The organism is Azospirillum soli (assembly GCF_017876165.1).
Classification (GTDB): domain Bacteria; phylum Pseudomonadota; class Alphaproteobacteria; order Azospirillales; family Azospirillaceae; genus Azospirillum; species Azospirillum soli.
The window spans coordinates 165408-191896 of sequence record NZ_JAGINQ010000008.1; the positions used below are offsets into that span (position 1 = coordinate 165408).

Genomic DNA, 26489 nt, shown 5'->3' on the forward strand with positions numbered 1-26489 from the left:
ACAGGTGGGGTGGGACTCGGCTATGGGCGAGACTTAATGATGCTGGTGCCCGCCGCCACCGCAGGAGCAGCCGCAGCCGCCGGCCGGCGCGGTGACGTGGATGGCGCCGCGCGCGGTCGCCAGGATGACGTCCAGCGGGATGCCCGTGGCCTTCGCCATGTCGCCCAGGCTGGCCGTATCCGGCACGCCGACACCCGGACCGAAAGCCGGATGGATCTGCGTCAGCCGGTCGAGCGCGGCCGGGTCCCCGGCGGTCAGCGTGGCGAGGCTGGTGTCGGCGGTGAGGTCGAGGCTCATGAAAAATCCCAGCGAGAAAGTTGGTGATGGCGCGCAGGATGCGGCCCGACCAAAGAGGCTTCCTTGACGGCTGTCAAGCATGGCCAAACCCGGCCAATGCAAACCCTGAACTCAAACCCGGCCAAGGCAAAGCCCGAAAAGACGAAGGGCCCGCGCATCTCTGCGCAGGCCCTTGTCTGTTTTGGTGGAGCCAAGGAGGATCGAACTCCTGACCTCTACAATGCCATTGTAGCGCTCTCCCAGCTGAGCTATGGCCCCGAAACTCTGGGTCGCTGGCCGTTTCGGCCGGCGTCGGTGGAGCGGGATATTGGTCAGGACGGGGGTCCGATGCAAGAGAAAAATTCGACCCCCGACCGCTTTTTTTCCGCTCCTCCGGAAGGGCGGATTACCGCTCCTCCTCGTCCTCGCCTTCGACGTCCACGACCTCGTCCATGTCGTCTTCGCCCAGTTCCGAGGTGTCCTCGATCAGGACATCGTCCTCGTCCTCGGCGGTGTCGTCGCCTTCCTCGATGTCCTCGACGGAGACGTCGTCCTCGACCTCGTCGAGTTCGGCGGCCTCCTCATCCTCGGTCTCGACCTCGTCGTCGGTGTCGGCGACCACGGGCGCCTTCTTGACGTCGTCAACCGGCGCCGGACGCGCCTTGCGCGACTTCAGCAAAGCCTCGGGATCGAACTGCGCCCCGCAGCTCGGGCACACCGGCGGGTCCTTGCGCAGATCGTAGTAGCGCGCGCCACAGCTCGGGCAGATGCGCTTGACGCCCCATTCGGGTTTGGCCACGCCTCGTCCTCCGTCACAATCCTGGGGAATTCACAGTCAAGAATCTCAAGCCGCGCCCTTTGCCATGACCGCGTGAACTTGTCAAAAAAAAGTTCGCCGCAGCCCTGGCAGGCTTTCAACGTTGTTCCTAAGCTCAAGCGTGTCCGGCAGCATCACCGGCCGCCGGTTTCGAAGAATACGGTCCGACCGTTGGATCGGGCCATAAAGATAGGGGAGGTCCCGTGCTGTCGCTATCCCCCCGCTGGCGCACCCTGATGGGCGCCGGCCTGATCGCGCTGTCGCCGCTGGCCGCCGCCGCGCAAACCGCGCCCACCACCCCCGCCCCCGCCACCCCCACCGACATCGCCCCGGAACGGGGCACCGGCCGCGCCACGCGCACCGTGGACGTGGCGACGAAGCACATGGTCGCCGCCGCCAACCCGCTGGCCGCCGAAGCCGGGCGGGAGATCCTGCGCGCCGGCGGCAGCGCGGTGGACGCCGCCATCGCCGTGCAGCTCGTCCTGAACCTCGTGGAGCCGCAAAGCTCCGGCATCGGGGGTGGCGCCTTCCTGCTGCATTACGATGCGGGAACCAAGGCGGTCGCCTCCTACGACGGGCGCGAGACTGCCCCGGCGGCGGCCAAGCCCGACCGCTTCATCGGCCCCGACGGCAAGCCGATGGACCTCCGCGCCGCCATCGTCGGCGGCCGTTCGGTCGGCGTGCCCGGCACGCTGAAGCTGCTGGAGCACGCCCACCGCCAGCATGGCAAGCTCCCCTGGCCCAAGCTGTTCGAGCGCGCCATCGCCCTCGCCGAGAACGGCTTCACGGTCAGCCCGCGCCTGAACGGCCAGCTGGCGCAGGAAACCCACCTGAAGACCGATCCGGCGGCGCGCGCCTACTTCTACCAGCCGGACGGCACGCCCTGGCCGGTCGGCCACGTCCTGAAGAACCCGGACTTTGCCGCCACGCTGCGCGCCATCGCGGAGAAGGGCTCGGCCGCCTTCTACGAAGGACCCATGGCCGCCGACATCGCTAAGGCGGTGACCGGCCACCCCACCAACCCCGGCGACCTGACCGAGTCCGACCTGAAGGCCTATCAGGTCAAGGAGCGGGACCCGCTCTGCGGCAGCTACCGCGTCTTCACCCTCTGCGGCATGGGGCCGCCCAGCTCGGGCGGCGTCGCGGTGTTGCAGATGCTGACCATGCTGGAGCGCAAGGACATCGGCGCCAAGCGCAACGACCCGGCCCAGGTGGTCCATTGGTTCGCCGAGGCCGGGCGCCTCGCCTACGCCGACCGGGCGCTCTACCTCGGCGATCCGGACTTCGTGAAGGTGCCGGTGAAGGGCCTGCTCGACCGCGCCTATCTGATGAACCGCGCCGCCCTGATCGGCGAGACCTCCATGGGCAAGGCCCAGCCGGGCGAGCCGCCCTACAAGGAAACCCGCGCCTGGGGCCTCGCCGACGCGGCGGAGCACGGCACAAGCCACATCTCCGTGGTGGACGGGCAGGGCAACGCGGTCGCCATGACCACCACCATTGAGGACGGCTTCGGCTCACGCATCATGGTGCGCGGTTTCCTGCTGAACAACGAGCTGACCGACTTCGCCTTCACCCCGACCGAGGGCGACAAGCCCGTCGCCAACCGCGTCGAGCCCGGCAAGCGCCCGCGCAGCTCTATGGCGCCGACGCTGGTCTTCCACCGCGACGGTTCCCTGGTCGCCACAGTGGGCTCCCCCGGCGGCAGCGCCATCATCAACTATGTGGGCAAGACGCTGATCGGCCTGCTCGACTGGGGGCTCGACCCGCAGCAGGCGGTGGATCTCGCCAACTTCGGCAGCCGCAACGGCCCGACCGAACTGGAGCTGGGCACCGAGGCCGAGTCGTGGAAGTCTGCGCTGGAGGCCCGGGGGCACACGGTCAAGGCGGTGGAGCTGACCTCCGGCACCCAGGCCATCGTCGTCACCGCCAACGGCCTGTCCGGCGGCGCCGACACCCGTCGCGAAGGCGTGGCCGTGGGTGATTGAGGCGCCGGCAAGGAAGGGGCATGCCGTCCGGGCAGGAACAGCGTTTACGCGGCGTTAACCATAACCGGGCTACAAAAAGCCCACACGCAGTGTACTTCTCCATTTTGGTTCCTCCCTGCACCTCGGGCCGCCTTTGGCGGCCCATTTGTTTTTGGGACGGGCCGCTCTTTGGTGGTCCATTTGTCTCTGGACCGGTGGGGAACGCCTTTTGCCGCGCCCCCTCGCATCGGCTTGCCCTCTGTGCTAGGTACTTCGGCCGGTCCACAAGCTATCCGAGGGTTGGTTCCCATGACGCAGGCGAAGCCGTTGCGCTCGTCCTCCACCGGCGCGCTTGCCGGCACGATCCGCGTGCCCGGCGACAAGTCCATTTCGCACCGGTCGCTGATGCTGGGCGCCATCGCCGTGGGTGAGACCGTCATCCACGGCCTGCTGGAGGGCGAGGACGTCCTGAATACCGCCGCCGCGATGCGCCTTCTGGGCGCGCAGGCGGAACGCGGCGCCGACAACGTGTGGCGCGTGCGCGGCGTCGGCCTCGGCGGGCTGGGCGAGCCGGCGCAGGTGCTCGACATGGGCAACAGCGGCACGGCCGCGCGCCTGCTGATGGGCCTCGTCGCGTCGCACCCGATCAATTGCGTCTTCACCGGCGACGCCTCGCTGAACAAGCGCCCGATGGCCCGCGTGACCGCGCCGCTGGAGCAGATGGGCGCGCGCTTCGTCGGCCGCTCGGGCGGGCGCCTGCCGCTGACCGTCATCGGCAGCGACCAGACCGTGCCGATCACCTACCGCCTGCCGGTCGCCTCGGCCCAGGTGAAATCGGCGATCATCCTCTGTGGCCTGAACACCGCCGGCACCACCACGGTGATCGAGGCCGAGCCGACCCGCGACCACACCGAACTGATGCTGCGCCACTTCGGCGCCACGGTGACGACCGAACGGATGGACGACGGCGCGCTGGCCGTGTCCGTCGTCGGTCAGCCGGAACTGACCGGCCGCGAGATTTTCGTCCCCGCCGACCCCAGCTCCGCCGCCTTCCCGGCGGTCGCGGCGCTGCTGCGTCCGGGGTCCGAGGTGTTCCTGCGCGACGTCGGTATGAACCCGCGCCGCACCGGCCTGTTCGACACGCTGATCGAAATGGGCGCCGACATCGCCTTCGAGAACCGCCGCGACCAGGCGGGCGAGCCGGTCGCCGACCTGCGCGTGAAGCACGGCCCCCTCAAGGGCGTCGTGGTTCCGGCCGACCGCGCCCCCAGCATGATCGACGAGTACCCGATCCTCGCCGCCGCCGCCGCCTGCGCCGAGGGCACCACCGTCATGCTCGGCCTCAAGGAACTGCGCGTGAAGGAAAGCGACCGTCTGGCCATGGTCGCCGACGGCCTGACCAAGTGCGGCGTGAAGGTGGAGGTCGGGGCTGACGACAGCCTGACCGTTCACGGCACCGGCAAGCCGCCGCAGGGCGGCGCCACGGTCGCCACGGCGATGGACCACCGCATCGCGATGAGCTTCCTGGTGTTGGGTATGGCGTCGGCCGATCCAATTCAGGTGGACGACGGCGCCTTCATCGAAACCAGCTTCCCCTGCTTCGTCGGTCTGATGAACGGGCTGGGCGCGGCGATTTCGGAGGTTTGATCGCGATGGGTCTGGTGATCGCCATTGACGGCCCGGCGGCCAGCGGCAAGGGCACGCTGTCCAAGCGCGTCGCCGCCGCCTACGGCTTCGCGCATCTGGACACCGGCGCGCTCTACCGCGCGGTCGGCGTCAGCGTGATCCGCGCCGGCGGCGATCCGGCCGACGCGGAGGCCGCGACCCGCGCGGCGCTCGACCTGCACCCGGAGGACGGCATCCTGTCCGACCCGGCGCTGCGCACCGACGAGGCGGCGCAGGCCGCCTCCAAGGTCGCCGTGGTGCCAGCGGTGCGCGAGGCGCTGCTGGCCTTCCAGCGCCGCTTCGCCGAGATGCCGCCGGGCGGCGCGCCGGGTTCCGTGCTCGACGGGCGGGACATCGGGACGGTCGTATGTCCTAGCGCCGATGCCAAGCTTTTCGTTACCGCTTCGGTGGAGGTTCGGGCTGACCGGCGACTCAAGGAGTTGCGGGAACGTGGGATTCCGGCTATACCCTCCGACGTCCTGGAGGACATGAAGGCTCGTGACGCGCGCGACAGCCAGAGAGCGGTGGCCCCGCTCCGGCCGGCTGCCGACGCTTTTGTGCTTGATACGTCTGCCCTGAACGCCGACCAGGCGTTCGACGCGGCGATCGCCTTTATCGGATCGAAGACCGGTCTCGGCCCCAAGGCTTGAGCGGCGCGGTTCGGGCGCTTCGGTTCTCCACGGAAAAATATTTCAACCAAGTCGCCGGGCGTGGTGCCCGGCGCGGCGGTCCAGTCGAGGCCGTTCCCGTTTTGCCGCGGGAATGGCGCCAGACGGGGTCGTTTTTCGGCCAACCTTAGGAGTTTCAATGGCACAAGCTATGGCCCGGACCGGCGAGAAGGAAAGCTTTGCGGCGCTGCTTGAGGAGTCGCTCGGCGCTGCCGAGTCCCTCGAAGGCACCGTCGTCAAGGGGCGCGTGGTCTCCGTCGACAACGACATGGTCACGATCGACGTCGGCCTGAAGTCGGAAGGCCGCGTCGCGCTGAAGGAATTCGCCGTCGCCGGCCAGCCGCCCGAGCTGAAGGCGGGCGACACGGTCGAGGTGTACCTCGAGCGCATGGAAGACAAGAACGGCGAAGCGATGCTGAGCCGTGAGAAGGCCAAGCGCGAAGAGGCCTGGGCGCTGCTCGAGAAGTCCTTCCAGGACCAGAGCCGCGTCACCGGCGTCATCTTCGGCCGCGTCAAGGGCGGCTTCACCGTCGACCTGTCGGGCGCCGTGGCGTTCCTGCCGGGTTCGCAGGTGGACATCCGTCCGGTTCGCGACATCTCCCCGCTGCTGGGCACCCCGCAGCCGTTCCAGATCCTGAAGATGGACCGCTCGCGCGGCAACATCGTCGTGTCGCGCCGCGCCGTGCTCGAAGAGAGCCGCGCCGAGGCCCGTTCGGAGCTGGTGGCCAACCTCAAGGAAGGCCAGGTTCTCCAGGGTGTGGTCAAGAACATCACCGACTACGGCGCGTTCGTGGATCTGGGCGGTGTCGACGGCCTGCTGCACGTCACCGACATCGCGTGGCGCCGCATCAACCACCCGTCCGAGGCCCTGCAGATCGGCCAGACCGTCACGGTCCAGGTCATCCGCTTCAACCCGGAGACCCAGCGCATCAGCCTCGGCATGAAGCAGCTGGAAGCCGATCCGTGGGAAGGCGTCGAAGCCAAGTACCCGGTCAGCGCCCGGTTCAAGGGCCGCGTCACCAACATCACCGACTACGGCGCCTTCGTGGAGCTGGAGCCGGGGATCGAGGGCCTGGTGCACGTCTCGGAGATGTCCTGGACCAAGAAGAACGTCCATCCGGGCAAGATCGTGTCGACTTCGCAGGAAGTCGAGGTCATGGTCCTGGACGTCGATCCGCAGAAGCGCCGCATCAGCCTCGGCCTGAAGCAGTGCCTGGACAACCCGTGGGAGACCTTCCTCGACAAGTTCGGCCCGGGCACGGAGCTGGAAGGCGAGGTCAAGAACATCACCGAATTCGGTCTGTTCGTCGGTCTGCCGGGCGACATCGACGGCATGGTCCACATGTCCGACCTCGACTGGAACAAGTCGGGTGAGGAGGCCATCGCCGAGTACAAGAAGGGCGATCGCGTCAAGGTCAAGGTCCTGGACGTGGACGTCGAGAAGGAGCGCATCAGCCTCGGCATCAAGCAGCTCGCGAACGATCCGTTCGAGGCTGCCACCGCCGGCCTGAAGAAGAACGACGTCGTCACCTGCACCGTCACCCAGGTCACCGATGGTGGCATCGAGGTCGCGGTGGGCGAGGGCTACACCGGCTTCATCCGCAAGTCGGACCTGTCCCGCGACCGTGCGGAGCAGCGCCCGGACCGTTTCGCCGTCGGCGAGAAGGTGGACGCCAAGGTTACCCAGATCGACCGCGGCTCCCGCCGCATCTCGCTGTCCATCAAGGCCCGCGAGATGGAAGAGGAGAAGCAGGCGATGGCCGAGTACGGTTCGTCCGACTCGGGCGCCTCGCTGGGCGATATCCTGGGTGCGGCTCTGAAGCGCAAGCAGTCGACCGAAGAGTAAGGCTGAAAAGCCTCTCGGACCTGAGGGTTACGAAAAAGCCGCCGTGGGCAACCACGGCGGCTTTTTTCTTTTGTCCCTCTCCCGGCAGGGGCGGGAGGTGGGATTATTCCCCATCCTCCTTGATCAAATCCCGGTACGCGTGCCAGCTCGCGTGGCCGATCAGGGGCAGGGCGACGATCAGGCCGAGGAAGGCCGTCACCAACCCAATCCCCGTCACCAGCACGATCAGCCCGGCCCACAGCCCCAGGGCGCGCGGGTTGCGCAGCACCGCCATGGCCGAGGCGGAGGCCGCCGCGAACACATCCACCGGCCGGTCCATCATCATCGGCAACGCCGTCACGTTGGTGATGAAGGCGAAAGCCGCGAAGGCGAAGCCCAGCGCCGTCACGAACATCGTGAACACCAGCCCGTCCAGGCTGAACATCTGCGCCACGAAATGGTCCAGCGCGATGGCCTCGTGCGGAAAGAACAGGGCGAAGGCGACCACGTTGGCCCGCGCCCAGATCATCACGTACAGCATCAGAATCAGGCCGGCGGTCAGGATGTGGTAGGGGTTGGCCCGCCACGCGGTCAGCGCCCGCCACAGGCTGGGCCGCCGCCCTTCCTCCACGTCCTTCGAAATCCGGTACAGCCCCAGCGCCAGCAGCGGCGCGATCAGCAGGAAGCCGCCGATCATCGGCGCGATCAGGTAGGCCATGCCGGCCAGCACCAGCCCGCCGGTCAGCGCGAAGCCGATGGCCACGAACATCGCGCCGTAGGCAAGGCTGATCCAGCCCGACGCCCACAGGTCGGCCCATCCCGCCCTCAACCAGCCGAACACCTGCGCGGTGCTGACCGTTCGCACGCGGTCGGCGTAGGGAAGCCCCGCAAGGGCGTCCACCGGTGCTCTGTTGACCGTTGCGTCGTGATGCGCGTGATCCATGCCGAACCCCCAAACGATGAAAAGAGCCGCGCCGGGCTCTCTTCATGGTGGTTGGAAAACGTGAAGACGTAAAGCAATCCGTAAGGCGAACTGTTTACCCGTATTCGCAATATGCGCCCCCTGTCCGTTCGGTGGGCCCACTGCCGGTGTTGCGTGGAAGACGGCGCCGCGCGCCCAAAACGGAGCCTTTAAAAGTGGTTGCGCCATAACGGCTTAGCTTGACGGTCCCCGCACCCGATGGCAGGCTTCTCCGATAATGGCGCGATGAAACGCGCACCGAACCGGGGGAAACCAGGCCGCCATGACCAAGTCCGAGCTGATCCAACGGCTCGCGGAGCGCAATCCGCACTTGTACCAGCGCGACATCGAGAAGATTGTCGGCACCATCTTCGATGAGATCACCGAGGCGCTGGCCCGCGGCGACCGGGTCGAATTGCGCGGTTTCGGCGCCTTTTCCGTCAAGCGGCGCGACGCCCGCACGGGACGAAACCCGCGCACGGGCGAAACCGTTGACGTGGGCGAGAAGGCCATCCCCTTCTTCAAGACCGGCAAGCAGCTGCGCGAGCGGCTGAACACGGACGAGTAACGTTTCCCAATTCTGCACGAGGAACCCGCCAGTGCGCTTTCTGACCTGGATCATCACCCTCCCCATCGCGCTGGTCGCGGTTCTGTTCGCGATTTCCAACCGCGATCTGGTGACGTTGTCGCTGTGGCCGCTGCCCTTCACGCTGGAGGCGCCGATCTACCTCGCCACGCTGCTGGCCCTGCTGGTCGGCTTCGTGGCCGGCGGGTTCATCACCTGGAACGCCCAGCGCCGCCACCGCCGCCGCGCCCGCCGTGGCGCCGAGCGCGTGTTCTATCTGGAGCGCGAGCTGAAGGAGACGCAGGCCCGCGCCGCCGCCGCCGAAAAGCGCCTGGCCGAGCAGAACCGCCCGGTCTCTGGCCCGGCCCTCCCGGCCGTGACCGCCCCGGCGACCGCCGCCCCGACGGTGCACTGAGTCTCACCCGAGTACGCTTCCCCGCGCGAGCGGGGGAGCGCCATGCGAGCGGGAGGCATCCATGAGGACCGTGACCGGTGCCGAGCTGCGATCCGTCCTCCACCACCGCATGCTGATCGAACGGCTGCGGCAGACCTTCCGCGCCGGAGTCGAGGCGCCGGCCGCGCACCGCCACACGGTCCAGACCTATGGCCAGCATGACGGAACGCTGCTGCTGGAACCCGCCTGGCAGATCAACCAGTGCATCGGCATCAAGGTCGTCACCGACTTCCCGGATAACGGCGCCCCCGGCAGCGGCGCCCCCGAGAGCGGCGCCAATGATCTGCCGGCGGTGCAGGGCGTCTATCTGCTGATCGACGGCAAGACCGGCATGCCGCAGGCGGTGCTCGACAACGCGGCGCTGACCAAGCGGCGCACGGCGGCGGCCTCGGCGCTGGCCGCCTCCTACCTTGCGCGGCCCGACTCGGAACGGCTGCTGATCGTCGGCACCGGCGCGCTGGCCCCCGAACTGGTCGAGGCTTACGCCGCCGTGCTGCACATCAAGCAGGTGCTGGTCTGGGGGCGCCACATCGACAAGGCCAGGAAGGTCGTCGGGCGCTTTCACCGTCCGAAGTTCCGCATCGAGGCGACCGATGATCTGGAAGGCGCCGTCGGCGGCGCGCACGTCATCGTCTGCGCCACGTCGGCGAAGGAGCCGCTGATCCGGGGCGACTGGCTGCAACCCGGCCAGCATCTCGACCTTGTCGGCGGCATGACGCCGGACGCGCGCGAGGCCGATGACGCGTGCGTCCGCAAGGCGCGCGTCTTCGTGGACACCCGCGACGGCGCCTGCAAGCAGGCCGGCGACATCGTCCAGCCCATGCGGGCCGGCCTCCTGACGGAGGACGACATCGCCGGCGACCTTTACGACCTGACGCGCGGCGAGCGCGCCGGACGGCGCTTCTACGACCAGATCACCCTGTTCAAATCGGTCGGCACCCCGCTGGAAGACCTCTCCGCCGCCCAGCTGGCCGTGGAAATGGTCCTGCACAACGACACCATCCGCTAAGCGAATCCCGGTAAGCGCTCCATGTCCCTTCGCATCACCATCGTCGGCGCCGGCATCATGGGTCTGTGCACCGCCTGGGCGCTGGCCCGGCGGGGGCACACAGTGTCGGTCTTCGACCAGGGCAACGTCCCCAATCCCTTCGGCAGCTCCGTGGACCAGCACCGGCTGTTCCGTCACGCCTACGGCGACCGCGCCGGCTACGCCCGCATGGCCGGCGCCGCGTTCCAGGCGTGGGAGCGGCTGTGGGCTGATTTGGGCGAGACACTGCTGATCCCCACCGGCACGCTCTGCACCGCCGGGTCGGAGGATGGGCGGCGCTGGCTGGCCGACAGCGCGGCGGTTCTGGACTCGCTCGGCCACCCCGTCCGGCGCCTTACTCCGGCGGAGATCGCGGCGGAATTCCCGCTGGTGGATGCCTCGGCCGTCGCCGAAGGCATCCACCTCGACTCGGGCGGCGTCCTGCTCGCCGGCCGCATCGTCGAACTGCTGAGCCATCATCTGAACACGCTGGGCGTCACCGTCCACGCCCGCACGCCGGTCACCGGCCTCGACCCGGAGCGGGCGACGGTGACGCTGGCCGACCGCCGGACCATCGGCGCGGATGTGCTGATCGTCTCCGCCGGGGCCTGGGTGACCAAGCTGCTTCCCGAAACGGCGGCCCGCCTGACCCCGTCGCGGCAGGTCATCGCCTACCTGACCCCGCCCGAGGGGCTGCGCGCCGCCTGGACCCGCGCGCCGATGCTGATCGACGCCGATGGGGAAAGCGGCGTCTACGTCGTCCCGCCCGTGGCCGGCACGACCATGAAGGCGGGCGACCACCGCTTCTCGCGCAGCGGCGATCCCGACGCCGACCGCGACCCCGACCCGGACGAGGCGCGCGACGTGCTGGACCGCGCCCGCCGCGTGCTGGCCGACGGGCACCGCTACACGCTCGCCAACGCCGCGACCTGCTTCTACACGGTGACGGCGGACGAGCGATTCGTGATCGAGCCGCTCTCCAAGCGGAGCTGGCTGATGAGTCCCTGTTCCGGCCACGGCTTCAAGTTCGCCCCGGCGCTGGGCGAGGCCCTGGCCGATGCGATCGTCGGTTCCGCGATCATCGGTCCGGGCGGTGACTCCCCCGATCGGGGAAACAGCCTCTCCCTCTGGGCAGCTGGGCACTGACCTTGCGCGGGGAACGGGGCGGTGACGCCCCTGTTGGTTTGGCAACAGGCTTTACCGACAGGGAGTATACCGCTGATGGCTGACGATCCAAAGAAAGTGGGCGTCTACGACACCGACGGAGGCACCCGAACGGGCACGGCCGCCGGCGGCATGAACTGGTGGATCATCGCGCTGATCGTGCTGCTGATCCTCGTGGCGCTGTATTTCCTTCTCTGATCGCCGGACAACGTCCATGTCCTCGGAACGGAGTTCCGACGAACAGGTGCTTCCCCTGCATGAGGAAGTCCTGTCGGTCGGAAAGCGCGCCGTCGAGCGCGCCCAGGTGCGGATCACCACCGAAGTTCGCGAACGCCAGGAAACGGTCGAACAGGACCTCGACCGCGAAAGCGTGGAGGTCGTCCGCGTGCCGGTCGGCCGCCCGGTTGATGCGGCGCCCGAACCGCGCCAGGAAGGTGACGTGCTGATCGTTCCCATCCTGGAAGAAGAGCTGGTGGTCACCAAGCGCCTCGTTCTCAAGGAAGAACTGCACATCCGCAAGACGGTCACCCGGCACACCGAGCGCATCACCGAGACGCTGCGGTCGGAAGAGGCCGCCGTTCACCGCGACGGCGTGCCGGAATCCCCAACAACGCCTCCTAGGGAGTAGCTTCATGAACGGCAAAACCATTGTCGCGCTGTATGACGATCTGTCCAGCGCGGAGCGTGTGCTTGGCGAATTGGAAACGGCCGGTCTGCGCCATGACTTCACGATGATGGGCGCAGACTCGGCGAAGCTTAGCACCCTCAACACGGCGGGCACCGCCTCCGGCGGCTGGCGCCATGCTTCCACCTTCGGTAGCGACGTGGATTTGAATGCGCGCGACAGTCGCGTCTCGGCGTTGACCCGCATGGGCGTCACCCGCGCCGACGCGGAAGTCTTCGCCGAGGGCGTGCGCCGTGGTGGCGTGCTGCTGATCGGCCGGGTGGACGACGACCGCTGCGACGAAGCCTTGAGCATCGTCGAACGTCACGGCCCGGTGGACATCGAGCATCGCGGCCGTTCGTACCGCGAATCCGGCTGGACCGGCTACGACACCACCGCCGCCGACTATGACGAAACCCAGGCAACCGAGGAGCGCACCCGCTGGGGCACCGGCCTCGGCGCCGCCGCCGCGTCCTTCCGTGACACCAACGTCAGCGGCACCGACCGCACGGTCGAGACCGACACCACCCGCGCCCGCGCCGACCTCGACGTGGATCGCGCCGATGTGGGCCGCGAAGAGCACATCCCGATCGTCGAGGAGCAGATCAACGTCGGCAAGCGCACCGTGGAGCGCGGCAGCGTGCGCGTGCGCAGCTATGTCATCGAGACCCCGGTCGAGGAGCAGGTTCGCCTGCGCGACGAGAGCGTGGTCGTCGAGCGGCGCGCGGTTGACCGCGACGTCAGCGAACTTCCGGCCGATGCTTTCCGCGAGCGCACCATCGAGGTGAGCGAGACCGACGAGGAAGCGGTGGTCCAGAAGACCGCCCGCGTCCGCGAGGAAGTCGTGATCCGCAAGGAAGCCGAGGAGCGCGCCCAGACGGTGTCCGACACCGTCCGCCGCACCGAGGTGGAGATCGACGACAACCGCTCCGGCAGCGACCGCCCGCTGGACCGCGACCGCCCGGCGAGTGACCGTCCCCTCGACCGCGACCCGGATCGCGGACTCTGACGTCTGTAACTCCCTCTCCCGCCCCCGGCGGGAGAGGGAGTTATGCCCGGCAACTCTGGTTATCCGCGCCATCCCTTGCTAGGCTGCGCCTCCCCGACCATCCACCGTTATCCGTTTTTGGGTTTGGAGAGACGCTTCCAATGACCACGCCGGCCTCGCGCATCTTCTGCGCCGTCGATACGACCGACCTTGACACCGCCCGCGACCTCAGCCGGCGGATCAGCGGAGTCGTCGGCGGCATCAAGCTGGGGCTGGAGTTCTTCATCGCCCACGGCCCCTCAGGCATCCGCTCGGTCATCGGCGAGGATGGCCCGCCGCTGTTCCTCGACCTGAAGCTCCATGACATCCCGAACACGGTCGCCGGCGGCGTGCGCGCGGCGCTGCCGCTGAAGCCGGCCTTCCTGACCATCCACACTTCCGGCGGCCCCGCCATGATGCGCGCCGCCGCCGAGGCGGCCGCCACCGCCGGTGCCGACCGTCCGAAGATCCTCGCCGTCACCGTGCTGACCAGCCTGGACGCCGCCGACCTGGACTCGGTCGGCCAGCGCACCCCCGTGGCCGATCAGGTCAAGCGCCTCGCGCTGCTCGCCAAGGACTCGGGCGTTGACGGCGTGGTCTGCTCGCCCGCCGAGGTGGCGCTGATCCGCGAGGCCTGCGGCCCCGACTTCATCCTGATGGTGCCGGGCATCCGCCCCGCCTGGGCCGCCGCCAACGACCAGAAGCGCGTGATGACCCCGGCCGAGGCGCTGGCCGCCGGTGCCGACCATCTGGTCATCGGCCGCCCGATCACCGGCGACGTCGACCCCGCGTCCGCCGCCCGCCGCATCGTCTCCGAGATCGAAGAGGGGAGCCGCGCATGACCGTCCAGGTAAAGATCTGCGGCCTCAGCGAGCCTGAATCCCTGCACGCCGCCGTCGCAGGCGGGGCGCGCTACATCGGGTTCGTCTTCTACCCGGCGAGCCCGCGCTCCGTCTCCCCGGCCATGGCGGCGGAGCTGGCCCGCCTCGTCCCGACCGGTGTCCGCACGGTCGGCCTGTTCGTCGATCCCGACGACGATTTCCTGGAGCATGTCGTCAGCCAGGTTCCCTTCGACCTGCTCCAGCTGCACGGCAAGGAAACCCCGCGCCGCATCGCCGAGGTGAAGGCCGCCTTCAACATCCCCGTGATGAAGGCCATCAAGATCGGCGGCCCCGAGGACCTGACCACCGCCCTGGAGGTCGCCGAGGTCGCCGACCGCCTGCTGTTCGACGCCAAGCCGCCGGCCAAGGTGTCGGCCCTGCCGGGCGGCAACGGCATCGCCTTCGACTGGACCCTGCTGGCGGGCCGCAGCTGGCCGCGCCCCTGGATGCTGTCCGGCGGCCTGAACGCCGGCAACGTCGCGGAGGCCGTGCGCGTCACCGGTGCCCCGGCGCTGGACGTGTCCTCCGGCGTGGAGGATCGCCCCGGTCACAAGGACCCGGCGCTGGTCCGCGCCTTCCTCGCCGCCGCCGCCGGGCTCTGACCTTCCCCTAATGATCTAAACTCCCCGTCCGGGTTTACGGGCGGGGGTTGCATCCTCATGTTTGCTTCAAATTGTCCGGCTCATCTTCGTCGCATGGCCCGATGGGGCGAGTGCGGCTAGGATGCGTGTTTCGACCGCCGGCAACGCTGGCCGCAACCCGTTGTTGTCACCTCACAGGCGAATTCCCACGGGCTCATGACCGAACCGACCGATACGCTTTCCCCCACCGAGGCCCTGGGCATCGTGCTCGACGAGCACCTGCGTTGGATCGGCCAGTGGCACCGCGCGGCCTTCTTCCGCGGCGGGCAGGGGGGCGAGCGCGTGTCCGCTCCGGCCTCCTTCGCGGCGTGGTGCGTGGCCGCCAACAAGGACGATCTCGCCCACCAGCCGGCGGTGGAAAAGCTGGTCACCCTGCACGAACAGATGCACCGCAATGCCAAGCTGGTGCTGCTGAAGGCCGCCGCCGGCGATGCCCCCACCGAGTCGGAGTACGAGTCGGTCATCGGCCGCTTCGAGGAATTCGTCCTTCAGCTCCGCCGCGTGGAGCGGGCCTTCGGCGCTGCCGCCTCCGGCCTCGACCCGCTGACCGGCCTGCGCACCCGGCGCGGCATGCAGGAGGCGCTGGAGCGCGAGCAGAACCGTTTCCGCCGTGCCGGCCAGGGCTTCTGCATCGCGCTGTGCGACATCGACAAGTTCAAGGGCATCAACGACACCTACGGCCACGACGTGGGCGACCGCGTTCTGGCCGCGACCGCCGCCGCGATCAGCCGGGGCATCCGCAGCTTCGACGAAGCCTTCCGCATGGGCGGGGAGGAGTTCTTGGTCTGCCTCAAGGAAACCAGCCTGGACGAGGGCTACCGGGTTATCGAGCGGCTGCGCATCGACCTGATGCGCTCGCCCATCACCCTGCCGGCCGGCCGGCTGGTGTCGGTCACCGCGTCCTTCGGCTTGGTCGAAGCGGAGCCGGACCTGTCGGTGGAGGATCTGATCGTCTGCGCCGATCGCGCGCTCTATCAGGCCAAGAACGCCGGCCGCAACCGGGTCATCCGCCACGGCATCGACAAGCCGCGGGAAGAGTTGGTCGCCGCCGCGCCCGCCCCGGCGAAAAAGCCGGCGCCGCGCGGACGGGGGTAGTGCCGGGCGGCTGAACCGCTTCTGGGCACCTTGGCCCCAGGGCCTTCGCCGGGTTAGGATTGTCGCCCAATCAGGCTGCGGCACGGATCCATGCGCACCATTCCCGAATTTCCGAATCTGTTCATCCTCGACCACCCGCTGATCCAGCACAAGCTGACGCTGATGCGGGACAAGCAGCGCTCGACCGGCGGCTTCCGTACGCTGCTGCGCGAGATCTCGCTGCTGATGGGGTACGAGATCACCCGCGACCTGCCGCTGACCACCGAGAAGATCGACACGCCGCTCCAGCCCATGGACGCGCCGGTCATCGCCGGCAAGAAACTGGCCATCTGTCCGGTGCTGCGCGCCGGCCTCGGCATGGCGCAGGGCCTGCACGAGCTGGTGCCCTCGGCCCGCGAAGGGCACATCGGCCTCTACCGCGACCACGACACCAAGATGCCGCACGAGTATCTGGTGAAGCTGCCGGAAGCGGCGGAAGGCCGCCTGTTCATCGTCGTGGACCCGATGCTGGCGACCGGCAATTCGGCGGTGCACGCCTGCGACGTGCTGAACCGCCATGGCGTGGACGACGACAACATCCGCTTCATGGCCCTGGTCGCCGCACCCGAGGGCATGCGCGTCTTCGCCGCCGCCCACCCCCGCGTGAAGGTCTTCACCGCCGCGCTCGACAGCCATCTGGACGAGGACGCCTATATCGTCCCCGGCCTGGGTGACGCCGGTGATCGCATGTTCGGTACAAAGTAAAACCGGCCATCCCCCTCTTCTTGGGCCGGAGAGGGGGATGGCGGATATTGTGCAGGTGCGACACGTTGTCATTGCGACTTATTTGCATATCGTGTGAACATGGGGCCCCCGGTGAACGCCGAAACGGTGAACACCCAACCCTGTGGGCACGCTGACGGTGACGACGGACAGCTTTGGAACGAACCACGCCTCGCATGACCGCGCCGACGGCTCGCAGACCACGTTGTGGCGGCGCCTCGGCCTGAACGGCTGGACCATCGCGACGCTGACCATCGCCTTTCTTGTGGCGCTGCCGGTGCTGGCGGTGGTCAGCCGTGTGGTCGTCCCGACCAACGGCGTGTGGCAGCATCTCGTCGACACGGTGCTGGCCGAATATCTGCTGAACACCATCCGCCTCGTGTTCGGGGTGGGGGCTGGCACGCTGGTCATTGGCGTCGGCACGGCGTGGCTGGTCACCATGTGCCGCTTCCCCGGCAGCCGCGTGCTGGAATGGGCGCTGCTGCTGCCCATGGCCGTGCCGGCGTACGTCATGGCGTACGTCTACACCGACCTGCTGCAGTTCGTCGGCCCGGTGCAGACCGCGCTACGCGAGGCGTTCCACTGGACGCGGCGCGATTACTGGTTTCCGGACATCCGTACGCTCGAAGGGGCGGCGGCGATGATGACGCTGGTGCTGTACCCGTACGTCTATCTGCTGTCGCGCGCCGCCTTCCTGGAACAGTCCGTCTGCGTGCTGGAGGTCAGCCGTACGCTTGGCCGTGGCCCCTGGCGCAGCTTCTTCACCGTCGCCCTTCCGCTCGCCCGCCCCAGCATCGTCGCCGGTCTGGCGCTGGTGCTGATGGAGGTGCTGGCCGATTTCGGCACGGTCCAATATTTCGCCGTCAACACCTTCGTCACCGGCATCTACCGCACCTGGTTTGCCATGGGCCAGCCGGTGGCGGCGGCGCAACTTGCCTCCGTCCTCATGCTGTTCGTGCTGGTGCTGCTGCTGATGGAGCGCTGGTCGCGCCGGCAGGCCCGCTATCACCACACCACCACCCGCTACCGCCGCCTGCCCAAGCATCGTCTGACGGGCTGGCGCGCGGTCGCCGCGCTGACCGCCTGCGCGCTGCCGCTGCTGCTGGGCTTCTTCCTGCCGGCGGCGCTGCTGGTCCGCATGGCGTTGACCGCCGGGGACGCGGCCTTTGGGGCGGTGTTCGTTACCCTGGCCCGAAACAGCTTCACCCTGGCCGCGCTGGCCGCCGTCCTGGCGGTCGGGCTCGCTCTCGTGCTCGCCTACGGGCAGCGTCTGCACCCAACGCCGCTGCTGAAGGGTGCCGTCCGGGTCGCCGCCATGGGCTACGCCATTCCCGGTTCGGTCATCGCGGTCGGCGTGCTGATCCCCTTCGCGCATCTGGACAACGCCATCGACGCCTTCATGCGCGCGACCTTCGGCGTTTCCACCGGCCTGCTGCTCAGCGGCACCATCGCGGCGGTGCTGTTCGCCTATCTGGTCCGCTTCCTGGCGGTGTCCTTCAACACCATCGAGGCGAGCCTGGGCAAGATCCGCCCGACCATGGACTTCGCCTCTCGCGTGCTCGGCCAGTCGGCGGGCAAGACGTTGGTCCGCGTGCACGCGCCGATCATGTGGGGCAGCCTGCTGACCGCCGGCCTTCTGGTTTTCGTGGACGTGATGAAGGAACTGCCGGCGACTATGATCGTCCGCCCCTTCAATTTCGACACGCTGGCGGTGCGCGTCTACACGCTGGCGTCGGACGAGCGTCTGGCCGAGGCGGCGACCTCCGCGCTGGCCATCGTCGCGGTCGGCATCGTGCCGGTGATCCTGCTGAGCCTGTCGATCAGCCGCTCCCGCCCCGGCCAGATGGACGAGTGAGGTCAAGGGGATGGTTGTTGTGGGGCGGGCAACAGTCTTCCCCGCCGCCACCCCTTTTTCCAAGCCGCCAAGACGAATACCTCTCTCCGGGTACAGTTCCCCTGAGGAGGATTCCATGAGCGCCGAAACCGTCCGCCCCGTCCTGTCCGCCGTCGAGGGCATGGAGACCTCCGACGGGGCCGGCGTGCGCATGACGCGCATGGTCGGCACGCCGCGCCTTCAGATGCTCGACCCGTTCCTGATGCTGGACCTGTTCGGCTCCGACGCGCCGCAGGACTATCTGGCTGGCTTCCCCGATCACCCGCACCGTGGGTTCGAGACGGTGACCTACATGCTGGCCGGCCGCATGCGGCACTGGGACAACCACGGCCACGAGGGCGTGATCGAAACTGGCGGCGTGCAGTGGATGACCGCCGGGCGTGGCCTGATCCATTCCGAAATGCCGGAGCAGACCGAAGGCCTGATGAAGGGCTTTCAACTGTGGATCAACCTGCCGGCCCGCCTGAAGATGTCGGAGCCGCGCTATCAGGAGTTCGCCGCCGACCGCATCCCGGTCGAAACGCGGGAGGACGGCGCGACGGTGACGGTCATCGCCGGCACCACGGGACGCGGCACCGCCGGCCCGGTGCAGGCCGGCCCGACCGAGGCCCGCTACTTCGACGTCAGCCTTCCGGCCGGTGTGTCCTTCGCCGAGTCGCTGCCCGCCGACCACACCGCCGCCCTGGTGGTGTTCGAGGGGGCGGTGACCGTGCCCGGCTCCTCCGTCCGGCTGGGCGGCCCGCGCGTTCTGGTCCTGGGTGAGGGGGACCGCGTGGAGCTGAGTGCCGGCCCGTCCGGCGCGCGCTTCCTGCTGCTGTCCGGCAAGCCCATCGGCGAGCCCGTGGCCTGGGGCGGCCCCTTCGTCATGAACAGCCGCGAGGAGGTCATGCAGGCCTTCCGCGACTTCGAGGACGGGAAGTTCTGAGGGGGCAAAAAGAAAGGGCGCGTCCCCACCGCTGGGACGCGCCCTTCGCGAAACGCGCGGCTGTGGCTTACTTCCAGCCGGCGCGGTCCATGATCTTCAGCGCCTCGGCGTTGTTCTTGCCGTAGACGGCGGCGTTCAGCTGGTCCTCCTTGAAGGAACCCCAGCTGGTCAGCACCGGAGCGGTCTGAGCGCCGGCAACGATCGGGTACTCGAAGTTCTTCTCGGTGAACATGCGCTGGGCATCCGGGCTCACCAGATACTCCAGGAACTTCACGGCGGCGTCCTTGTTCGGGGCGTTCTTCGCCACGCCGACGCCGGAAATGTTCACGTGCGTGCCGCGGTCACCCTGGTTGGGGAAGGCAACGCCGAGCTTGTCGGCGATGGCCTTGTCCTCCGGCTTGGTGGAGGAGGCGAGGCGCGCGAAGTAGTAGGTGTTCGACACGGCCACGTCGCCTTCGCCGGCGGCCACGCCCTTGATCTGGTCGGTGTCGCCGCCCTGCGGCTTGCGGGCCATGTTGGCGACGATGCCCTTGGCCCAGTCCTCGGTCACCTTCTCGCCGTGCGCGGCGAGGATGGAGCCGACCAGCGACTGGTTGTAGACGCTGGTGGAGGAACGGACCAGGATGCGGCCCTTCCACTTCGGATCGGCCAGCATCTCATAGGTCTGCAGCTCTTCCGGCTTCACCGTGGCCTTGTTGTAGACCAAGATGCGGGCGCGCTTGGAGACGCCGAACCAATAGCCTTCCGGCTCGCGCAGGTGGGCCGGGATGGCGGTTTCCAGCGTCTGCGAGCGGACCGGCTGCAGCAGGCCAGCATCCTGGGCGCGCCACAGGCGGCCGGCGTCGACGGTAACCAGCACGTCGGCCGGGCTGTTGGCGCCCTCGGTCTTCATGCGCTCGATCAGCTCGTCTTCCTTGCCCTCGATCACGTTGACCTTGATGCCGGTCTGCTTCGTGAAGGTCTCGTAGAGGGCCTTGTCCACGTCGTAGTGGCGCGAGGAATAGACGTTCACCTCGGCGGCGTTGGCGATGCCCGCGGTGGCCAGCAGCGTCGCTCCGAAGGTGGCGGCCAGCGTGCCGCGCGATCCGATGTGCATCCTGTACTCTCCCAGAGTCCCGGTCGTTCGTGCCCCGCTTTTGCGAAGCGTTCGCATGCGCCACCTTGGCTATGGGGACGGGGGGTGTCAAGCGCGATTGATAACCGTTCTCACCAATTTCCTGCGACAGGACGGCACAGGGGCGGGCCGTGCGAAACTGTTGCTTGCAGGGCGCAGGGCTGTGGCAATCACGAAGGGGGTAGAACCGTCATAGGCCGTAATTGCTTGTCCAACCTTTGGGTATGCCTATAATCCGCGCGGGCGAAGTAGCCGCCTTTTCGCAACACTCCCTGACGGCAAGGGGCCGAGACGATGCGCTGGACAGTTCTTTTCGGTTTTTGCGCGGCGTTGCTGTCCGCGATTTCCGCCACGCCGGCGTCCGCCATCGACTTCTCCAAATCCGCCGCCGAACTTGGCCCGGAAGGGGTTTGGTCGAACCACTGCGACATCGACCGCATGACCGACAGCAAGGTCTGCCGCCTGATGAACTACCGCCTGTTCGATGATGGGAAGGAGGTCGGCTTCGTCTCGCTCAGCGTCATCCCGACCGGCAACGACTACCACCTGTTCCTGACGACCAGCCAGGGCATGATCGAAAGCTGCGCCATCCGCGTCGATCGCCAGCCGCGCATCGAAACGCACATCGCGACGCTGAACATGTGCATGTTCCCGAACTTCGTGTCGGGCCGCGTGGTGGACCAGTTCCGCAACGGCTCGACCGTGCTGGTCCGCGTGAACTTCCTGCGCGCCGGCAAGCGCGATATCGACTTCCCGCTGAACGGCTTCTCGCGCAACTTCGAAGAGATGCAGCGCAGCCTTCAGTAACCGGTTTTCAACACCCGGTTTTCAGGTCCGAATCGCAAACGGCGCGGGGGTCTCCCGCGCCGTTTTGCTGTGTGGCTCAGCGCCAAGGCCCCCGCCGGCCGCCCCGCCGGTCGTCCTCGTCGAACAGCTCGGCCAGCTTGTTCATCATGGTGCCGCCCAACTGCTCGGCGTCCACGATGGTGACCGCGCGGCGGTAGTAGCGCGTCACGTCGTGGCCGATGCCGATGGCGACCAGCTCCACCGGCGAGCGCGTCTCGATGTACTCGATCACCTGCCGCAGGTGCCGCTCCAGATAGTTGCCGGCGTTGACCGACAGCGTCGAATCGTCCACCGGCGCACCGTCGGAGATGACCATCAGGATGCGCCGCTGCTCCGGCCGGCCGATCAGGCGGTTGTGCGCCCACATCAGCGCCTCGCCGTCGATGTTCTCCTTCAGGATGCCTTCGCGCAGCATCAGGCCCAGGTTCTTGCGGGCGCGGCGCCAGGGCTGGTCGGCGTCCTTGTAGACGATGTGGCGCAGGTCGTTCAGGCGGCCGGGGTTGGCCGGCTTGCCGTTTGCGATCCAGTGCTCGCGCGCTTGGCCGCCCTTCCAGGCGCGGGTGGTGAAGCCCAGCACCTCCACCTTCACAGCACAGCGCTCCAGCGTGCGGGCCAGGATGTCGGCGCTCATGGCGGCGATGGAGATCGGCCGGCCACGCATGGAGCCGGAATTGTCGATCAGCAGCGAGACCACCGTGTCGCGGAAGTCCGTTTCCTTTTCCTTCTTGAAGGACAGCGGGAGGACCGGGTTCACGACGATTCGCGCCAGCCGCGCGGCGTCCAGAATGCCCTCGTCCAGGTCGAACTCCCACGACCGCTGCTGCTTGGCCAGCAGGCGCCGCTGCAAGCGGTTGGCGAGCTTGGAGATGACGCCCTGAAGATGCACCAGCTGCTGGTCCAGCATGTGGCGCAGCCGCGCCAGCTCGTCCGGGTCGCACAGGTCGGCGGCGTCCACCACCTCGTCGAACTGGGTGGTGAAGGCCTTGTAGGCGTTGGGATCCTGGTCGTTGCGGCGGGCGAATTCGGGGCGCCAGGGCTGGCCGGGGCCGGCCGGCTCCTCCGCGCCCTCGCCCTGGCCCATCTCGGTGTCGCCGTCCTCGCCGGTGCCTTCCTCGGCCTGATCGCCCTGGTCGGACTCCTGCATCTCGGGCGAGGTCATCGACTCCGCCTCGGTCTGCACGTCGTCCTGACCCTGGGTCTGGCCGCTGTTGGGCTCGTTCTCGTTTTCCTCGGACTGGCGCTCGTCCTCCTCGGTCTCCTCCTGCTCCTCGGGCTCGTTGCCGACCTCCATGTCGAGTTCGGCCAGCAGCTTGCGGACGGCGCGGGCGTAGGCGTCCTGATCGCCCATGTGCTGCGCCAGACCGTGCAGGTCGGGCCCCAGCTTCTCCTCGATCCAGGGGCGCCACAGATCGACGGCGTGGGCGGCGGACGGCGGGGGGAGGGCCCCGGTCATGGCCTGACGCGCGACGAGGCGCAGCGCCTCGGCCAGCGGCACCTGATCGCGCTCCTCCAGCCGGTCGAAGCCCTGCTTGTGGTAGCGCTCGTCCAGCGCCGCTTCCAGATTGGCGGCCACACCGGTCATGTGCCGCGCGCCCAGGGCCTCGCAGCGCGCCTGCTCCATGGCGTCGAAGGCGGCGCGGGCGGCGTCGCCCAGCGGCATGCGCTGGAGGTGGATGGCGTTGTCGTGGAAGCGCAGCCGCAGCGCCACGGCGTCGGCGGCGCCGCGCAGAGTCGCCACGTCGTGCGGGTTCAGGTCGCGCGCCGGCGTTGGGATGCGCACGCGCATGCCGGCCACGCCCGGCGGCTCGGTGGAAAAGCCCACCTGCACCTCGTTCCGCCGCGAGAGCGCGCGCACCGTGGCGGCGGTGGAGCGCTTGAAGGCCTCAACGGGATTTTCGCGTTCGGTCATGGCGGGCTGTCGCTGGAGGTGGAAACTACTTATTCTTCGCGGATTGCGCGGATTTGGACACGGATTTCACGGATTTTTTCTCAAGGGAGCACGCGCCGGACCGTCAGGCTCGGCGTGCCGAAGTTGAGAAGAAGACCAACCGCCATTCCGCTTGCCCGCAGGTAATTCACCACCTGCTTGATGTGCGGCGGGGCAAGGGATTCGGTGACCTTCAACTCAACAATGACCCGATGCTCGACAACGATGTCGGCGTAATAGGTGCCCACGCTGTTTCCCTTGTAGGAAACGCCGAACGGAACCTCCAACCCGACATCGAGATTGCGGGACCGAAGTTCATGGAGAAGGGCGTTCTGGTAAACCGATTCGACGAAACCATGACCAAGCGTGTTGAAAACCTCAAAACCGGCTCCAATGACGCGCTCAGTCAATGCTTCCGTCTCATCGTCCAGCGACACCCTCATCCGTGAAATCCGTGTTCAAATCCGTGTAATCCGTGAAAACCCGGTACTTGCGGGACAAAAAGCCCCGCTCACACCAGGTTCGCCTGCACCCCCGTCTCCGGCAACTCCACGCCGAAACAGCGCTGGTAGTACTCGGCGACCGTCGGGCGCTCCACCTCGTCGCACTTGTTCAGGAAGGTGATCCGGAACGCGAAGGCGACGTCGTTGAAGATCTTGGCGTTCTCCGCCCAGGTGATGACCGTGCGCGGGCTCATCACCGTGGAGATGTCGCCGTTGATGAAGCCGGCGCGGGTCATGTCAGCCAGACGCACCATCGACGCGACCGTCTGGCGGCCCTTCTCGTCGGCGTATTCGGGCACCTTGGCGGCGATGATCTTCACCTCGGCGTCCAGCGGCAGATAATTCAGCGTCGCCACGATGTTCCAGCGATCCATCTGGCCCTGGTTGATCTGCTGCGTGCCGTGGTACAGGCCGGTGGTGTCGCCCAGGCCCACGGTGTTCGCCGTTGCGAACAGGCGGAAGGCCGGGTGCGGGCGGATGACGCGGTTCTGGTCCAGCAGGGTCAGCTTGCCCTCGACCTCCAGCACGCGCTGGATCACGAACATCACGTCCGGGCGGCCGGCGTCGTACTCGTCGAACACCAGGGCGCAGGCGTGCTGAAGGGCCCAGGGCAGGATGCCCTCGCGGTATTCGGTCACCTGCACGCCGTCGCGCAGCACGATGGCGTCCTTGCCCATCAGGTCGATTCGGCTGATGTGGCTGTCCAGGTTGACGCGGATGCACGGCCAGTTCAGGCGGGCGGCGACCTGTTCGATGTGGGTGGACTTGCCGGTGCCGTGATAGCCCTGGACCATGACGCGCCGGTTGTGCGCGAAGCCCGCGAGGATGGCGAGCGTCGTGTCGCGGTCGAAGCGGTAGGCCTCATCGATGTCCGGCACATGCTCGGTGCGCTGGCTGAAGGCCGGCACCTGCATGTCGCTGTCGATGCCGAAGACTTGACGCACCGACAGGGTGATGTCGGGAACGTGGTCGAACAGGGCCGAGCTGGCCTGCGTGGCTCCTTGAGAAGGCATGGGAGGTTCTTATCGTTCCAGCGAGTGTCTGAGGTCCAGGCGGCCCGGCCGGACGGGTCCGGCCAACCGACGGCGGTTATACACCATAACAGGCTTTTAGGGTGTTGTAGGCCTGATTGATCTCTTTCAACTTTTCCTCGGCGCCCTTGTCGCCCCCGTTGGCGTCGGGGTGGTGAATTTTCACCAGTTCGCGGTAGCGGGCCTTGATGCGGGGGAAGTCGACCGGCGGGGTCAGTTCCAGGATCACCAGCGCCTCTTCCTCCACGTTGCGGGCGGTTTGGCGGCGCTGCTTCTTCTCTTCGGATTCGCTCTGCCCGGCCTCGCGCCCGAACTCGAAGCTGAAGCCCTTCGTCGCGCGGTCGCGCAGGAACTTCTCCTGCACCGCCCAGAAGCCCAGGGGCCAGCTCGGCCGCTGCCACGTGGTGTCGCGGCGGACCTCGGCCTCGATCTGGTCGGTGCTCATGCCGGCGTAATAGTCCCAGGCGCGGTTGTACTCGCGCACATGGTCCAGGCAGAACCAGTAGTAGTCGTTCAGCTGCCGGCGGTTCTTCGGCGCCCGGTATTCCCCCTCGCCAGCGCAGCCCGGATGATCGCACGCGCGGGTCGCGGGGCGAGGCCGGTCGAAGCTGCTGAAGTCATAACGGGCGCGGTGTTTGCTCATTGTCGAAGTATGGGAAGAGGCACCCATTCTGGCAAGCACACCAAGGTGGCGGGCGCCATGCCCTTACGCCGCCTTGACACAAGCGCGACCACGGCCCCACCTCTGCGGCGCACGAACCGTCACCGGAGGACACCCCCATGGAATACGCCGACCGCATCCGCCGCAAGCTGACCGAGGCGCTGGCGCCCGAACGCCTGGACGTGGTGGACGAGTCCGGCCGCCACGCCGGCCACGCCGGCGCCCGTCCGGAAGGGGAGACGCATTTCCACGTGACCGTCGTCTCCGCCGCCTTCGCCGGCCGCTCGCGCATCGAGCGCCAGCGCATGGTCTACGGCCTGCTCGCCGAAGAAATGGCGGAGCGCATCCACGCCCTGGGCCTGACCACGCTCACCCCGGACGAGGCCCGCTGACGAGTAACGCCCTTAGGCTTATCGCTGCGGCCGGACTTCGGGTGGAGTAAACCGCATACATACGCATGCAACCATTGGGGGTTGATTTGAGCTTATAGGCATAATTTTAGTACGTCGATGGTTGCAATTCTCGCGGTATTTAGTACAGTGCGGTGTATGCAACCAATTATCGCGCCGTGATCGACGCACCCCTCGCGTTGTCCGGCGGCTTGGTGGAGAGGGCGTCGGATGGCGAAGCGTGGGCCTAAGAAGCGGGTAACCTCCACGACCTCCTTGGGGGTGGAGCCGCTGAAGAGCCAGAACATCATGGTCGGCGGTCACCGCACCAGCATGCGGCTGGAGCCGTCCATGTGGGACGCGCTGGAGGACATCGCCCGTCGCGAGGGGATGACGATCAACAAGCTCTGCACCTCGATCAAGGAACGGATCGACCAGCAGGCGCAGATGCGCGGCATCGCCGCGGAAAAAGCGGAGGTGACGCTGACCTCGGCGGTGCGCGTGTTCATCGCCGCCTACTACCGGCGCGCCTGCACCGAGGATGGGCATGTGCGCGCCGGCCATGGCGGCAACGACCCCTTCCTCGGCACGCCGTTCGAACTGCCGCCGAATCCCGACGATGTGGAGCCTTCCACCGGCATCGCCAACGCCTCCGGAACCGAAGCGGGCTTTCCCACGCCGGGCAAGATCTCCGCTCAGCCCGGTTTCACCCAAGCCCGCTGGGAACCCTAAAGCAAATTCGC

Annotated in this window: 28 protein-coding genes and 1 tRNA gene; 20 read left to right on the forward strand and 9 right to left on the reverse strand. The window is 67.7% G+C overall.

All coding sequences use genetic code 11. The features are described 5' to 3' along the window. Nucleotides 1-33: 33 nt before the first annotated feature. The 3 genes from J2852_RS14895 to J2852_RS14905 form a co-directional block, all read right to left on the reverse strand. A complete protein-coding gene (locus J2852_RS14895) occupies nucleotides 34-297 on the reverse strand; it encodes a hypothetical protein (RefSeq protein WP_209876784.1) in 264 nt (87 codons plus the stop codon). Between the two features lie 182 nt (nucleotides 298-479). Beyond that, nucleotides 480-555: transfer RNA gene (locus tag J2852_RS14900), tRNA-Ala, on the reverse strand. A gap of 127 nt (nucleotides 556-682) precedes the next feature. Further along, the gene (locus tag J2852_RS14905; protein ID WP_209876786.1) at nucleotides 683-1075 is read right to left on the reverse strand and encodes a TIGR02300 family protein; all 393 of its coding nucleotides are present in this window, start codon (nucleotides 1073-1075) and stop codon (nucleotides 683-685) included. 221 nt (nucleotides 1076-1296) lie between these two features. Between J2852_RS14905 and ggt the strand changes: the two genes are divergently transcribed. The 4 genes from ggt to rpsA all read left to right on the forward strand — a co-directional run bounded on the left by ggt (nucleotide 1297) and on the right by rpsA (nucleotide 7236). Then, a complete protein-coding gene (ggt, locus tag J2852_RS14910) occupies nucleotides 1297-3078 on the forward strand; it encodes a gamma-glutamyltransferase (RefSeq protein ID WP_343206748.1) in 1782 nt (593 codons plus the stop codon). A 288-nt stretch (nucleotides 3079-3366) separates the two neighbouring features. Next, nucleotides 3367-4704, forward strand: a complete 1338-nt coding sequence (gene aroA / locus J2852_RS14915) for a 3-phosphoshikimate 1-carboxyvinyltransferase (RefSeq protein WP_209876788.1) — start codon at nucleotides 3367-3369, stop codon at nucleotides 4702-4704. A gap of 5 nt (nucleotides 4705-4709) precedes the next feature. After that, nucleotides 4710-5372 (forward strand): (d)CMP kinase, encoded by a 663-nt coding sequence (gene cmk / locus J2852_RS14920; protein ID WP_209876790.1) that lies wholly within the window; start codon nucleotides 4710-4712, stop codon nucleotides 5370-5372. A 157-nt stretch (nucleotides 5373-5529) separates the two neighbouring features. Beyond that, nucleotides 5530-7236 (forward strand): 30S ribosomal protein S1, encoded by a 1707-nt coding sequence (gene rpsA / locus J2852_RS14925; RefSeq protein WP_209876792.1) that lies wholly within the window; start codon nucleotides 5530-5532, stop codon nucleotides 7234-7236. Nucleotides 7237-7339: 103 nt separating this feature from the next. Here the strand turns inward: rpsA and J2852_RS14930 are convergent, their stop codons facing one another. After that, on the reverse strand, nucleotides 7340-8158 hold the full coding sequence (locus J2852_RS14930) for a DUF2189 domain-containing protein (protein ID WP_209876794.1): 819 nt from the start codon (nucleotides 8156-8158) through the stop codon (nucleotides 7340-7342). Nucleotides 8159-8459: 301 nt separating this feature from the next. Between J2852_RS14930 and ihfB the strand changes: the two genes are divergently transcribed. From ihfB to J2852_RS14995, 13 genes are all read left to right on the forward strand, one after another. After that, nucleotides 8460-8744: an integration host factor subunit beta gene (gene ihfB, locus J2852_RS14935; protein WP_209876796.1), complete on the forward strand. Its 285-nt coding sequence runs from the start codon at nucleotides 8460-8462 to the stop codon at nucleotides 8742-8744. Between the two features lie 31 nt (nucleotides 8745-8775). Then, on the forward strand, nucleotides 8776-9156 hold the full coding sequence (locus tag J2852_RS14940; RefSeq protein WP_209876798.1) for a lipopolysaccharide assembly protein LapA domain-containing protein: 381 nt from the start codon (nucleotides 8776-8778) through the stop codon (nucleotides 9154-9156). Nucleotides 9157-9217: 61 nt separating this feature from the next. Next, entirely contained in the window at nucleotides 9218-10204 is a 987-nt protein-coding gene (gene lhpI / locus J2852_RS14945; protein WP_209876800.1) for a bifunctional Delta(1)-pyrroline-2-carboxylate/Delta(1)-piperideine-2-carboxylate reductase, read from the forward strand. A gap of 21 nt (nucleotides 10205-10225) precedes the next feature. After that, a complete protein-coding gene (locus J2852_RS14950; RefSeq protein ID WP_209876803.1) occupies nucleotides 10226-11368 on the forward strand; it encodes an NAD(P)/FAD-dependent oxidoreductase in 1143 nt (380 codons plus the stop codon). Nucleotides 11369-11443: 75 nt separating this feature from the next. Continuing rightward, nucleotides 11444-11584, forward strand: coding sequence for a hypothetical protein (locus J2852_RS14955; protein ID WP_209876805.1), 141 nt, complete (start codon nucleotides 11444-11446; stop codon nucleotides 11582-11584). 16 nt (nucleotides 11585-11600) lie between these two features. Then, nucleotides 11601-12014, forward strand: a complete 414-nt coding sequence (locus tag J2852_RS14960) for a YsnF/AvaK domain-containing protein (protein ID WP_209876807.1) — start codon at nucleotides 11601-11603, stop codon at nucleotides 12012-12014. A 4-nt stretch (nucleotides 12015-12018) separates the two neighbouring features. Then, a complete protein-coding gene (locus tag J2852_RS14965) occupies nucleotides 12019-13059 on the forward strand; it encodes a YsnF/AvaK domain-containing protein (RefSeq protein ID WP_246499667.1) in 1041 nt (346 codons plus the stop codon). Nucleotides 13060-13199: 140 nt separating this feature from the next. Next, the gene (pyrF, locus tag J2852_RS14970; protein WP_209876809.1) at nucleotides 13200-13919 is read left to right on the forward strand and encodes an orotidine-5'-phosphate decarboxylase; all 720 of its coding nucleotides are present in this window, start codon (nucleotides 13200-13202) and stop codon (nucleotides 13917-13919) included. Next, complete coding sequence (locus tag J2852_RS14975) at nucleotides 13916-14560, forward strand: phosphoribosylanthranilate isomerase (RefSeq protein WP_209876811.1); 645 nt, start codon at nucleotides 13916-13918, stop codon at nucleotides 14558-14560. Before pyrF ends, J2852_RS14975 begins: the two co-directional genes overlap by 4 nt. A gap of 195 nt (nucleotides 14561-14755) precedes the next feature. After that, entirely contained in the window at nucleotides 14756-15694 is a 939-nt protein-coding gene (locus J2852_RS14980) for a diguanylate cyclase (RefSeq protein WP_209876813.1), read from the forward strand. A gap of 90 nt (nucleotides 15695-15784) precedes the next feature. Next, nucleotides 15785-16438, forward strand: a complete 654-nt coding sequence (gene upp / locus J2852_RS14985) for a uracil phosphoribosyltransferase (protein ID WP_209876815.1) — start codon at nucleotides 15785-15787, stop codon at nucleotides 16436-16438. Between the two features lie 142 nt (nucleotides 16439-16580). Next, nucleotides 16581-18311 (forward strand): ABC transporter permease, encoded by a 1731-nt coding sequence (locus J2852_RS14990; RefSeq protein ID WP_343206749.1) that lies wholly within the window; start codon nucleotides 16581-16583, stop codon nucleotides 18309-18311. 115 nt (nucleotides 18312-18426) lie between these two features. After that, a complete protein-coding gene (locus tag J2852_RS14995) occupies nucleotides 18427-19275 on the forward strand; it encodes a pirin family protein (protein WP_209876817.1) in 849 nt (282 codons plus the stop codon). A 67-nt stretch (nucleotides 19276-19342) separates the two neighbouring features. Here the strand turns inward: J2852_RS14995 and J2852_RS15000 are convergent, their stop codons facing one another. After that, nucleotides 19343-20371 carry a Fe(3+) ABC transporter substrate-binding protein gene (locus J2852_RS15000; protein WP_209876819.1) on the reverse strand — a complete coding sequence of 343 codons (1029 nt, stop codon included), beginning with the start codon at nucleotides 20369-20371 and terminating at the stop codon, nucleotides 19343-19345. A gap of 312 nt (nucleotides 20372-20683) precedes the next feature. Between J2852_RS15000 and J2852_RS15005 the strand changes: the two genes are divergently transcribed. Then, nucleotides 20684-21196, forward strand: a complete 513-nt coding sequence (locus J2852_RS15005) for an invasion associated locus B family protein (RefSeq protein ID WP_209876821.1) — start codon at nucleotides 20684-20686, stop codon at nucleotides 21194-21196. 76 nt (nucleotides 21197-21272) lie between these two features. Here J2852_RS15005 and cobT read toward each other — a convergent pair whose 3' ends face one another. The 4 genes from cobT to J2852_RS15025 all read right to left on the reverse strand — a co-directional run bounded on the left by cobT (nucleotide 21273) and on the right by J2852_RS15025 (nucleotide 25339). Continuing rightward, a complete protein-coding gene (gene cobT / locus J2852_RS15010; RefSeq protein ID WP_209876823.1) occupies nucleotides 21273-23144 on the reverse strand; it encodes a cobaltochelatase subunit CobT in 1872 nt (623 codons plus the stop codon). Between the two features lie 80 nt (nucleotides 23145-23224). Next, nucleotides 23225-23605, reverse strand: coding sequence for a GxxExxY protein (locus J2852_RS15015; protein WP_209876825.1), 381 nt, complete (start codon nucleotides 23603-23605; stop codon nucleotides 23225-23227). 68 nt (nucleotides 23606-23673) lie between these two features. After that, nucleotides 23674-24678 (reverse strand): cobaltochelatase subunit CobS, encoded by a 1005-nt coding sequence (gene cobS / locus J2852_RS15020; RefSeq protein ID WP_209876827.1) that lies wholly within the window; start codon nucleotides 24676-24678, stop codon nucleotides 23674-23676. 76 nt (nucleotides 24679-24754) lie between these two features. Then, nucleotides 24755-25339, reverse strand: a complete 585-nt coding sequence (locus J2852_RS15025; RefSeq protein WP_209876829.1) for a J domain-containing protein — start codon at nucleotides 25337-25339, stop codon at nucleotides 24755-24757. A 137-nt stretch (nucleotides 25340-25476) separates the two neighbouring features. Here J2852_RS15025 and J2852_RS15030 point away from each other — a divergent pair, with 137 nt between their 5' ends. After that, nucleotides 25477-25749, forward strand: coding sequence for a BolA family protein (locus J2852_RS15030; protein ID WP_209876831.1), 273 nt, complete (start codon nucleotides 25477-25479; stop codon nucleotides 25747-25749). A gap of 228 nt (nucleotides 25750-25977) precedes the next feature. Next, the gene (locus tag J2852_RS15035) at nucleotides 25978-26478 is read left to right on the forward strand and encodes a ribbon-helix-helix domain-containing protein (protein ID WP_209876833.1); all 501 of its coding nucleotides are present in this window, start codon (nucleotides 25978-25980) and stop codon (nucleotides 26476-26478) included. Nucleotides 26479-26489: the final 11 nt, after the last annotated feature.